The sequence below is a fragment of the Clostridium drakei genome (assembly GCF_000633595.2).
Lineage (GTDB): Bacteria > Bacillota > Clostridia > Clostridiales > Clostridiaceae > Clostridium_AM > Clostridium_AM drakei.
This window is the reverse complement of the sequence record NZ_JIBU02000024.1, coordinates 25,345-36,726: the sequence shown is the minus strand read 5'-3', so window position 1 is coordinate 36,726 and position 11,382 is coordinate 25,345. Positions and strand designations below refer to the sequence as shown.

At 27.9% G+C, this 11,382-nt stretch carries 11 protein-coding genes and 1 pseudogene; 5 read left to right on the top strand and 7 right to left on the bottom strand.

The genetic code is table 11. The features are described 5' to 3' along the window. Positions 1-165: 165 nt before the first annotated feature. Entirely contained in the window at positions 166-1,155 is a 990-nt protein-coding gene (locus tag EG57_RS0214225) for a lipoate--protein ligase (RefSeq protein ID WP_032077857.1), read from the top strand. 256 nt (positions 1,156-1,411) lie between these two features. Then, entirely contained in the window at positions 1,412-2,386 is a 975-nt protein-coding gene (locus EG57_RS0214220; RefSeq protein ID WP_032077856.1) for an alpha/beta hydrolase, read from the top strand. A gap of 428 nt (positions 2,387-2,814) precedes the next feature. Here EG57_RS0214220 and EG57_RS0214215 read toward each other — a convergent pair whose 3' ends face one another. Continuing rightward, entirely contained in the window at positions 2,815-3,726 is a 912-nt protein-coding gene (locus EG57_RS0214215) for a nucleoside hydrolase (RefSeq protein WP_032077855.1), read from the bottom strand. A gap of 79 nt (positions 3,727-3,805) precedes the next feature. Continuing rightward, positions 3,806-4,747: pseudogene (locus tag EG57_RS0214210) on the bottom strand (hypothetical protein); the annotation flags it as partial. A gap of 399 nt (positions 4,748-5,146) precedes the next feature. Between EG57_RS0214210 and EG57_RS0214205 the strand changes: the two are divergent. Further along, a complete protein-coding gene (locus EG57_RS0214205) occupies positions 5,147-5,710 on the top strand; it encodes an accessory gene regulator B family protein (RefSeq protein WP_029160186.1) in 564 nt (187 codons plus the stop codon). 39 nt (positions 5,711-5,749) lie between these two features. Beyond that, positions 5,750-5,896, top strand: a complete 147-nt coding sequence (locus EG57_RS25885) for an AgrD family cyclic lactone autoinducer peptide (protein ID WP_007058920.1) — start codon at positions 5,750-5,752, stop codon at positions 5,894-5,896. Here the strand turns inward: EG57_RS25885 and EG57_RS0214200 are convergent. Beyond that, the gene (locus tag EG57_RS0214200) at positions 5,893-7,161 is read right to left on the bottom strand and encodes a sensor histidine kinase (protein ID WP_029160187.1); all 1,269 of its coding nucleotides are present in this window, start codon (positions 7,159-7,161) and stop codon (positions 5,893-5,895) included. The two genes, EG57_RS25885 and EG57_RS0214200, sit on opposite strands and share 4 nt — an antisense overlap. After that, positions 7,154-7,912, bottom strand: coding sequence for a LytR/AlgR family response regulator transcription factor (locus EG57_RS0214195; RefSeq protein WP_029160188.1), 759 nt, complete (start codon positions 7,910-7,912; stop codon positions 7,154-7,156). The genes EG57_RS0214200 and EG57_RS0214195 overlap by 8 nt, the downstream gene beginning before the upstream one ends. Before the next feature lie 267 nt (positions 7,913-8,179). Here EG57_RS0214195 and EG57_RS0214190 point away from each other — a divergent pair, with 267 nt between their 5' ends. Continuing rightward, the gene (locus EG57_RS0214190) at positions 8,180-8,371 is read left to right on the top strand and encodes a hypothetical protein (RefSeq protein ID WP_029160189.1); all 192 of its coding nucleotides are present in this window, start codon (positions 8,180-8,182) and stop codon (positions 8,369-8,371) included. 135 nt (positions 8,372-8,506) lie between these two features. On the opposite strand, the gene EG57_RS0214185 is transcribed toward EG57_RS0214190, so the two are convergent. The 3 genes from EG57_RS0214185 to EG57_RS0214175 all read right to left on the bottom strand — a co-directional run bounded on the left by EG57_RS0214185 (position 8,507) and on the right by EG57_RS0214175 (position 11,335). Then, positions 8,507-9,307 (bottom strand): SDR family oxidoreductase, encoded by an 801-nt coding sequence (locus EG57_RS0214185; protein ID WP_032077854.1) that lies wholly within the window; start codon positions 9,305-9,307, stop codon positions 8,507-8,509. Between the two features lie 64 nt (positions 9,308-9,371). Further along, on the bottom strand, positions 9,372-9,971 hold the full coding sequence (locus EG57_RS0214180; protein ID WP_032077853.1) for a Crp/Fnr family transcriptional regulator: 600 nt from the start codon (positions 9,969-9,971) through the stop codon (positions 9,372-9,374). Between the two features lie 128 nt (positions 9,972-10,099). Then, positions 10,100-11,335 carry an MFS transporter gene (locus EG57_RS0214175; protein WP_032077852.1) on the bottom strand — a complete coding sequence of 412 codons (1,236 nt, stop codon included), beginning with the start codon at positions 11,333-11,335 and terminating at the stop codon, positions 10,100-10,102. Positions 11,336-11,382 lie beyond the last annotated feature (47 nt).

Sequence of the window (11,382 nt, the reverse complement as noted above, 5' to 3'; positions counted from 1 at the left end):
AGCCTTAGAACTTTAGTCCTGTTTGAGGGAACCGAGTTTGACAAAGTTCTTAGGTTTTCCTAAACTTTAATGTTTATTTTTCTTCATAAAATTGATAGAATAAAACTGGCACTTTACTTTACCTATAGACCCAATTTACATAAATTAACAAAGGGGATGCATTTAATGAAATTTATAGAAAATATTTCAACAAATCCACATTATAACTTAGCTCTTGAAGAATATGCATTTAGAAATTTAGAGGGTGAGTATGTTTTACTATGGAGAAACTGCCCATCAATTATTATTGGAAAACATCAAAATACAGTAGAAGAAATTAATATGGAATTTGTAAAACAAAATGATATTAACGTTATTAGAAGGGTTACAGGAGGCGGTGCTGTATACCATGATCTTGGCAATTTAAATTTTTCATTTATTACAAAAATTAAAGAACATAATGCAAAAATAGACTTTAAAACCTATAATATTCCTATAATTAAAGCTTTAGAAAATTTAGGAGTAAAATGTGAATTATCGGGTAGAAATGATCTTGTAATAGATGGTAAGAAATTTTCTGGAATTGCTCAAAGCGTTTCAAGAGAAAGAATATTAAATCATGGAACGCTACTTTTTAATTCTAAATTAGATACATTGTCTAAAGGATTAAATGTAAAAAGAGATAAAATTGAATCAAAGGGTATTAAATCTGTATCCAGCAGAGTTACTAATATTAAGCCTCATGTTAAATATGATGTTGATGTCCTAGAATTTAAAGAATTGCTGCTAAAAAATATATTTGCATATTTAAATGAACCTATAGAACTATATGAATTAACTAACAATGATAAAAAATCCATACAAAAAATGGTAGATGAGAAATATGGCTCTTGGGAATGGAATTTTGGCAATTCACCTAAGTTTAACTATAAAGGATATAACAGGTTTGAAGGTGGCTGTGTAGATGTTAGACTTCATGTAAAAAATGGACTAATAGAAAATTGTAAAATATATGGTGATTTTTTTGGTAAATGTGACATAGAAATTTTAGAAAAAAAACTAAAAAACATAAAGTATGATAAAGAAGAAGTAAAGAATACTTTGCAAGATACTAACATAAATGACTATTTAGGAAAAGTTACAAAAGAAGAGTTGTTATGCTGTTTATTTAGCTAATATGAATAATACCTGAAAAAGCTAAAATCATATTAAATTCTGCAATAAGAAGTGATTTCATTCTTTAAAATCTACTTCTCATTGTGGGATTTAATATTTTATGGTATTTGTTGATTTTTTTTATAGAAAATGATATATATATAATTGTTTTTAAACTGCAAAAGTTTAGTTATATGATTTTCAACCAGTAAATAAGGAGGATACACCTAGTACAAAACTTTAATTGAAATTTTACTACTAGGTATAGGGGAATTTAATGAAAAAATTTTTTAAACGATTACTAATTATTTTAATTGCTGCAATCATTATTTTTATTTCTATATTTCATAAAAGAATCATATTAACCTACACTCTAGTTAATAAGTATGTCTCTTTAAAGAATGATAATATGAGAACTCCAAAGATTAATGGATTAAAAATGTCTCAATCCATGAATTACAAAGATATCATATATAAAAATACTAATGGAGTTCCGCTGACACTGGACATTTATTCTTCACTAAAAAAAGATAATAATCCATCTCCAGTAATTTTATATGTTCATGGTGGCAGCTGGGTTTATGGTGATAAAAATATTCCAGACGTACTAAGTCCTGTACTTAATACTTTCAGAGAAGAAGGATATACAATTATAAGTACTTCCTACGAATTAAATAGAAATAAAGCTGATTTCAATAAACAAGTTGCAGATATTAAAGATACTATAAGATGGATATATAAAAATAACTCTACTTACAATCTTGACCCAAATGAAATAGGAGTTATTGGTGTTTCATCAGGTGCTCATCTTTCGCTTCTTGCTGGATACAGCAGTAATGATGATTTTACTGATGATAAAGCTTTAAGTAAGTATTCATCCAAAGTTAAATATTTAATTGATTTTGCAGGTCCAACCGATTTAAATCTTTTAAATACAAGTGATTTAAATTATGACCTAACAAAAATTTTTAATTCAATAAAAGATAAAGATATTGTTATAAAAAAGTTCAACCCTATGAATTATGTTAATAAAGGAATTCCAAATACATTAATAATACACAGCAGTTTTGATCCTATGGTTCCTTACAAAAGTTCAAAAGAACTCTATGATAAATGTGTTCAAGAGCATGCCAAAGTAGAATTGATTACTTTAAACAGCAGTGTACATGATTTATCAAATATCTCAAGCACTGATATTGGTTCTATGTCTGAAGGATTATTGAAATTTGTAATATTTAATTCTCCATTATAACATAAACAAAGTTGTTGCATTAAGAAATTTAAACACACTGTAAATTAGTAATATTAGCACATTGCGACACAACTTTTTAGGTGGAGTCCGCATTGAATATATGGCTCTTAATAAAAAACGTAGCTTTCATAATACTTATTGCCTAGTTTATATATTTAAACTATTTTAATAATATCCTCTGGCACATCCTAAAAAATATCAGAAGCTTATTAAAAAATTTTTAGGACGGTAGTCCTTTGGATTATAAAGCTTTACGAATACTTACAGTAGAATTAATACATTCCTATTTTTACTGGAAATTATATGAACAAGATTTGGAATAATTAAAACATTTAGCAGTGATGAACCACTTACCATATATCACGGAATAAAAGTTAAAATCCAAACTTCCACTGCACTTTTGCCTCGCAATGTTTTTACATTACGAATTATATATTCACAGATTGTACAATAGTTTTTCTAAAGAATTCCCTGTCTATATCATAAAAAACACGGCAATTAGGTTCTTTGTTTAAATTATGTACTTCATCTACATAACTCATTCCCTGTGTAATACCGTCCCTTATATCAATTTGAACATATTGATCCTTATATTCAAACATTTCTGGATTTGTAATGGCAAGTATAGCACATGGATCATGAATTGCAGCATCATTAGCTGCATATGTTGAAATGATTTTTACTATTGTATCAGATATTGTGTTATGGAATTTTCTCATTTCATTTAACTCAATATCAGTTAAAGTTGCCTTTAATGTAACATTCAAACCGCACATCATCAATTTAACACCACTGTTAAAAACAATATATGCAGCTTCTGGATCTGTAAAATAATTGAATTCGCTGCATGGAGTTGCATTCCCAATATTTATTCCACCACCCATTATGCTGATTGCAGCAATTTTGGATTTTACTTCTGGATGAGTTGACAAGAGTAATGCAATATTAGTTAATGGTCCAGTGGCTGCTATGTATATAGGTTCATTGCTTTCCATTAATATTTCTCTTACAACCTCTATTGCACTTAAATCACTTAATTTTGATAATTTATCATCGCTAAATGCATTTGCACAGTTACCAAATCCATCTAAACCATGTACAACCGTAACAGGTTGAGCCTTTTTAATAATTGGCTTTTCTGCTCCTTTTGCCACTATACAATCCAAACCTAATAGCCCAGCCATAAGCCGAGCATTATGAGTAGTTAAATCAATTCCTACATTACCTGATACTGAACAAATAGCTTTAATATCAAATTCTGGTTTTGAATGGGCTACAAGAATAGCAATAATATCATCCACACCAGGATCACAATCTATAATTAAGGGATATTTTATCATAGTTTACGCCTCCAATATTTAGGTATTACTGAAATTATAACAGGTTATTCTATTTACTTTAATCTCATTTAAATCACCTATCTGTTAAATTATATCTAACAGGAGTATATTTACTTTCTTTACCTGGTACAAATACAGAAACAGTATATCCTATTATTTCAGAACTAGCATTAATATTTGAGTTTATATTCCCTTTCGAATCAATATAAACAATACCATTTGTATTATATCCAAAGCTTCGTTTACCAGAATAGAGGATACCATACTGTTCTTCAGTCCAGTTCATTACTGTTTTCTTAAGTGGAATTACTTTCATTGTCTTAATTAATGGTTCTAAAAGTTTATCATCATTATAATTTGCACTTACATAACCTTTTAAATATACAATTATATTCTTTGATTTCTTGTTATCATAACTAATTAGATAACTTTCAATTTCACCTTTTGTATTCTTACCATAAAGATATGTATCAAAAGCTGTAATTTTTCCACTAGAATCAAAGTTAAGACTAAAATTATTTGCAACATATAATTTTTCAGGCATATGAATCTTTTTATTAATATCTGTAAATATTCCTTCTATACCATTTTCATATATATTATTATGTTCAAGTTTTACAGTTTTTTTATTTTTTAAATCACTTAAGAACCATGATAGTTTTCCATTATAATTTATTGCACTATGATATATTTTCATTCCATAAAAACTTGTTATAAAAACTATAATTATTGCAACTACACATGTCCATATAGTTTTATAACGTGAATATAAACTATGTTTATATTCACTGTGCTCAGGTGTAATTGCTGGATTTTTCACAATTCTAACTACAATAATTATAAACCAAACCAGAAAAAATATCATACATAGTTTTAATACATTTATATTATTATTAACTCTTCCAAATTTACATAAAGTATCTAATTCATAAAATGAAATCCAATATACTAATATAAATATTGAGCAAGTTATCATTGATAAAATTAATTGTTTTTTTGTAATTTCCTTATATTTTTTCATTTTTCCTCCTATACTTTATCCCACCGCTACCATTGCTAATATCTACACCTAAATCTAAGAATCACTTGATTTTATTTTTTATTAATTCATTATATTATATAATGAATTTTCAATACTAATATTATAAACTAAAATAATTAATAAAATAGTAAAAATTCAAAGCTATACTGAAGTACATGCAGCTGAATTAATCTGCATTACTTATAGGATTCATTATAACTGGTTTAACTCATCTCTTTTATACATATCTATTACTAATTCTACTACTTCAATATGAAATATTATAGATATTAAAGCCTAATTTCACATTGTAATAAATTTGTAATTCAACTCATAGTATTATATAAAACAAGCCTCTTAAGATAAATGTATTTTAAAATTACAGGTGGTGTATTGAAAATGATAAATAAAGTAGCTCTACAACTTACTTCTCTGATTTGTACAGAAACCTACAACAATACTAAAGACAGAGCAAGAATACAATATGGTTTAACTGTGCTTTTAAGTGAAGGATTTAAAACTGTTTTTCTATTACTATTTTTTAATATAATACATAAAGAGAAATATTTCTATTTTTCCTTACTCATAATTCTATCCACTCGACTGTTTGCTGGTGGATTACATTTAAAAGGCACCTTGAATTGTTTAATTACAACAACTCTGTTGTTTATATTAACTAGCGTTTTGGCACCTTCAGCACCTAAATTGCCAGCAGCATGCTATTTGCTTGTAAGCATAATTAGTTTAGTGATAATTTTAGTACGAGCTCCAATATGTAGTGCAAGGATACCTATAAAAGATAATAAAACAAAGCTGCAATATAAATTTACAGCAGCTCTAGTTGTAGCTATATGGACTATTATTTTATTATTTTTGGAAAGTACAACCTATGTTAACTGTGGCTTCAGCACTATATTAGTACAAGGTGTACAACTTGTGCTGGCTAAAAAGCCGACATTATAAATTTTTTAATAAACTTATATAAAAAATAAGGAGGATATTATGAAAAAATTATTTAACAGTTTCAAGGTAAAATCAATATTATGCGTACTTCCCCTATTTTTAGGTTCATTTTTAACTGAAAAGTGGCCTAACTGTTTTATCTATATTGGAGAGCCTGAAATTCCAGAATGCTTAAAAAAACATTAATTGTATAATTTAATACTAAAAACTGTATAGTTATTTTCAAAGGATAGTTGAATTCTAGCTCCATAGGATTCAACTATTTTTTTTACATTATATAATCCATATCCACGGTCTTTTCCTTCTTTAGTAGAATACCCTGCATTAAAGATCTTTGCAATATCATTAAATTCTATTCTTTCACCTGTATTTCCAACTTTTATAATACAACTTTCTTCTAGGTGCCCTATATTTAAAAATATCTTTTTTAAATTATTTTCTGAATTTAAAACAGCATCAAAAGCATTATCTAAAAGGTTGTTTAAAACCTCTGAAAGTTCATAGTTTTTAAAAGGGAGCTTACAACCTCCTTCAATAATATATTTAAATTCAATATTGTTTTTGGCGGCCTCATTTATTTTATTGTAGATAATAGCTGCCACCACCGTGTTATCTATTTGAAGTATCTTCTCCATATTTTCCAAAGAAGCATCAAGAGAATCTATATATTGTATTATAGTTTTCTTTAAATTTTTTTCATCGGATACTAAAACAAGGCTGTAAACAGTATTTAAATGGTTTTTAAAATCGTGTTGTCTCCTTCTTACATCCTCCAATAGCTGAGATATTACAGGAGCATATTTCTTATAATTTTCAAGTGATCTCTTTATTTCATTATTTTTCATTTGATACTCAAATAAAACCAAATTCGCTATAATAAATACTAATGGAATCATAAGATATATTATAATATCATCCAAAAATTCAGGTCTTTTAAAACCCCATATCCACTTTGAAATAATCACATATGTGAGAAGATTCACAGAAAAAAAGTATATTTTAGAACTTTTCTGCTTAAAAAAAATCATCAATTTTCCATAAGATATATATCTATAAATACAATAGCTTAAAAATATACAAATAAAGTTTGCAATAAGTGAATATATGAAATTATCTTCCACCATAAAGCTTGGAATAAACAATCTAAATATAATCACTATAGCAAGCTGCATTATACCACAAATAACTATAACCAAGCCAAACTCCAATAATAAATCTTTTGTATTTTTTTTAAACATAAATTTAATTGCTAAAAGTAAAAAAGAATAATTTACTAAAAACTGCATAGGCATATAAATATAATTTGTAATTAGAAATACCGATGAAGTAAAAAGTATAACAAGTAAGCTTTTATATAATCTCTTTTCACATTTTCTATTAAACATATTCCAAATCAGCATAAAACTTCCTACTTCTATAAATATTAAGATAAATATTTTATAATTATCCATTTATTTCCTCATCAACAACATTATTAAACCTTTCCATTATACGTTTCTTATAATTATTTCCTAACAGTGCAGTTTTGTCAGTATTATAAAAATAAATCTTATAAGAAGTTTTATTATTAGTTTTTTCAATTTTACTGATATATTTTATATTAACTAGATAAGACCTATGGCTCTGAAGTATATTCTTATCATTTATCATTGAATTTAATTTCTTAAGGGATAAATAATCTATGGTGAAGGAACCATTTGTAGTATGAATTATTGAAGTTCTAATAAAAACTTCCACAAAAATTATTTCATTAACAAATATTTTTACTTCAATGTTCTTTATGGGAACAATTATAAATTTCTCATTAATTTCCGTAACAGCAACTTGTGCTCTTCCATCTGACATTAAAAGCTCTGTCATTCTTTGAATTTGTTTCTTATTATAAGGCTTTATTATATAATCGTAACAGTGAATTTTCTTAAAAGCTGAAAGCATATATTCCTTGTAAATTGTCACAAATACTATCCAGTTTAGTCTATATCTTTTTATTTTCCTTATTTCAAGAGCAAATTTAAAACCTGATTCATTTTTTAAATTAATGTCCACATAAAAAAGATCAATTGCATTTTGACTTGCTATCTTAAAAGCTTCTGTCGTATTTGTGGCTTCATATACTTGATACATATCACCTAATTGTTTTATAATCTCTGATAGGGTCTTCAACTGAATATGATCGTCTTCTAAAATTAATATATTGTACATATAGTTATCATACCCCTTTATATTTATTTATCACTAATTAAATATTCTATATTAATTCAGAAATACCTTTCCATAAATTCAATAATTTATTTAACTTAATTAAATATTTACATAAATTAATAACAAAAATAAGGTCTTTTATGAAAGGTTTAACACATTCTAAAATAATATATGCTACAATTAAGCTACAAACACATATTATTTTCTAAACTCTCCTCATGAAGTGAGCGGATTGCACCTATAAATATATAAAAGGAGTGTGGTCTTGTGAATCTAAATTTTATTATCACTATTCTATGTATCACAATGCTAGGAATTGTTGCTATGCTTCTTGGTTTTTGTTATAAACAAGAGTTAATGAAAGCTTTGTTCCAATCAAAAACGACTTTAAAAAAAGATGAGATTTCCTCTGAAATAACATTAAATTTGGACAAAAAAGAAAAAGAATGCAATAAGTAGCTCTGCCAAGCTTCCTACTGCATCTAGAAAAATTTATTTTTAATACAATAAGCAAATTGATCAATACCGCAATCCACTCACTCAATAAGTATATCACAAATTTTGGAAATAAATCAATATATAATTAAAATTTATTTATCTTTTTTTCATAAAATATTCTCTCAGAAAATCTGGAAAATATATAACTATCTTATATAAAAAAGGAACAGCAACTTTATAACGAGCATTAAGTCTTTTTTTTAAAATTATATCACTAATAGCTTGTGCTGCCAATTTAGGATCAGCTTGTTTTTGCTTTTTTCTATACTTGTCATCTGATTTATAAAAATGTGAATAACAAGAATTTGGATTTCCCATAACATCACTTGAATTGTCTACTAATGTGTTAAAAAAATTGGTTTTCATGGGCCCCGGCTCAATAACGGTACTCTGAATATTGTAGTTGTGTAATTCTAAACGCAGTGTGTCACTTAATGCCTCAACTGCAAATTTTGATGCACAATAAGCTCCATTAATGGATTGAACAAATTTTCCTGAAATGGATCCAATATTTATAATCTTACCAGATTGCTTTTTACGCATTTCTGGAACAACTGCCTGAACCATGTTAATAATACCAAATACATTTACATCAAACATATTTTTAGAACTATTTATATCAATTTCTTCTAAAGCTCCTCTAAGTGAATAACCTGCGTTATTTATAAGAATATCAATTTTATGAAATCTTGATATCACTTCATTTATTGTACTGTGAATAGACTCTTTTTGTGTAACATCCAGTGGTAATTTTAAAGATGCAGATAAATCTTTTAAAGTTTCCACATTCCTTGCTGTTGCAACAACCGTACATCCTTTTTCAGATAATATATTACAAAGCTCTCTCCCAATTCCTGTAGAGCATCCAGTAATTAAAACGACTATTTCATTTTTCATAACAATCAACCTCCAGTGCTAAAAATTAATTACATCATAAATCACCTGGAGATTTATTGCATTATCATTTGTTAAGATTTAATTTTCTTCTTATTCTGCTAAGGGACACAGGAGTTATTCCTAAATAGGATGCAAGATGACACTGCTTAATACGGTCTTCCAAACCAGGATATGTATTAAGAAATTGTTTATATCGCTTCACACTATCTAATAATTTAAAACTAATTGCATGCTCTTCTTTTATGACAAGTACCTTATCAATCATTTTCTTGTAAAATAAAAGTAATTGATAATTTCCCTCCACTATTTTTTCAAAATCAGAAATCTTGACTACAAGAATCTCACTATCTTCTAGTGCTTGTATACAATACATGGATTCTTTTTGAGACAGATATGCTGCATAAGAAAATAATATATCTCCTTCTGAATAAAAATATTTTGTTACATCATTGCCTGATTTATCAATATAATAAGAGCGGAAGACACCCTTAATAATAAAACCTATTTCAGTAGATTTTTCACCTTCCTGTAAAAAGAACATATCTTTTTTTAATACCTTAGGCTTAGAAATATTCTTTAATAAATCAATACTTTGCTCATCAAGAGAAATCCCATTACTTTTTAAAAGGTTCTCCCATAAAACATTATTTACATTTTCATTCATGTAAAAAACTCTCCTCTTTCAAATATTTACTTAAAGCATATCATAAACTCTAAAATTTACATAGAAAGTGTAAAGCATTAAATTTCTGGAATATATAAAATAATAATTATATACTAAAAACTTTATATTTACTTATTTACATGAATACCTTCATATAAAACTGGTATCGCTGCTGCTGTAAGTATCATACCCATAAAAGCAGGTGCAGCATGTCCAAGTGCTACATATATTTGACCTCCAATGATAGGTCCAATCATTCTTGCTAAAGCTTGAATAGATTGGCTGACTCCTTGAATCCTTCCTTGTTCACTAGAATCCACAGATTTGGAGACCATCCCATTGAACGAAGGACCAAATATGGAATCACCAAAACCAAATATAAACATTCCAACAATAAAAATAGGATAAAATGAAAACAAAGCTGATGCTGCAATAAAACCATAGCCTATAATTTCTGAAGCCATTCCAAGGACTGCTATCTGTTTATCACTGAGTTTTATCAAAAGCTTTGGCATTATTAAGCTTTGTGAAATTATGTCTTGAAATCCCATAATTGAAAACATAAGTCCAATTATTGCAGGCTTCCAATTGAAGGTATCCATCGTAAATTGTGAAAAAACTGCCTGCAGAGACCCATTAGGTATCCAAAGTAAGAATGCTGATACAAGCAGTCTTTTTAAGTTTTTTATAGAAAGTATGCTTACAAGCTGTGTAAATGGATTCAGTCTTACAAAAGTAATCTCTTTCAGTCTATTATTCCTATGAAGGCTCTCAGGCATAAAAAAGAATCCATAAACAACATTCAATATAGTTATTATTGCTCCAAAATACATTGGAACAGAATAACCAAACTTAGCAAGTAATCCACCTAAAGTTGGCCCAATGACAGTACCAACACCCACAACTGCACTGGCCCATCCAAAGTATTTAGTTCTCTGATCTGGAGGAATGATATCTGCAAAGTATGCTAAAATAGTGCTTATGTCCCCACCTGTTATACCATCTATTATGCGTCCAGCAAATAGTATCCATAACGCTCCTCCTATACCAAAAACTAAGTACCCCACTGATGAACCCAAAAGGCATATTAAAAGTACTGGGCGACGACCATATTTGTCACTGAAAGCTCCAAGTACTGGAGCTGCAAAAAACACGCAGACTGCATAAACAGAGGTAAGCAGCGTAACAACTATAGCTTGATCTCCAGGATTGCTTATATATGGCTTAACTAAGAATGGAATCACAGGTGCTGCGATAGTAAAGCCTAATCCACAAAGAAACATAGATATGATACCAAATATTAAAGCCTTTTTATCTATGGCTTGTTCTGTGTTCATCTCCTTGCATAATCTAAATATGGGCATTTAAATTCTCCTTTCAAAAGTTATATTTTTGTTTCTTTGCCAACAAA

Bases quoted from the DNA above. Each gene is read 5' to 3' on its own strand.
- EG57_RS0214225 (WP_032077857.1), top strand. From the start codon at position 166: ATGAAATTTATAGAAAATATTTCAACAAATCCACATTATAACTTAGCT.
- EG57_RS0214220 (WP_032077856.1), top strand. From the start codon at position 1,412: ATGAAAAAATTTTTTAAACGATTACTAATTATTTTAATTGCTGCAATC.
- EG57_RS0214215 (WP_032077855.1), bottom strand. From the start codon at position 3,726: ATGATAAAATATCCCTTAATTATAGATTGTGATCCTGGTGTGGATGAT.
- EG57_RS0214205 (WP_029160186.1), top strand. From the start codon at position 5,147: ATGATAAATAAAGTAGCTCTACAACTTACTTCTCTGATTTGTACAGAA.
- EG57_RS25885 (WP_007058920.1), top strand. From the start codon at position 5,750: ATGAAAAAATTATTTAACAGTTTCAAGGTAAAATCAATATTATGCGTA.
- EG57_RS0214200 (WP_029160187.1), bottom strand. From the start codon at position 7,161: ATGGATAATTATAAAATATTTATCTTAATATTTATAGAAGTAGGAAGT.
- EG57_RS0214195 (WP_029160188.1), bottom strand. From the start codon at position 7,912: ATGTACAATATATTAATTTTAGAAGACGATCATATTCAGTTGAAGACC.
- EG57_RS0214185 (WP_032077854.1), bottom strand. From the start codon at position 9,307: ATGAAAAATGAAATAGTCGTTTTAATTACTGGATGCTCTACAGGAATT.
- EG57_RS0214180 (WP_032077853.1), bottom strand. From the start codon at position 9,971: ATGAATGAAAATGTAAATAATGTTTTATGGGAGAACCTTTTAAAAAGT.
- EG57_RS0214175 (WP_032077852.1), bottom strand. From the start codon at position 11,335: ATGCCCATATTTAGATTATGCAAGGAGATGAACACAGAACAAGCCATA.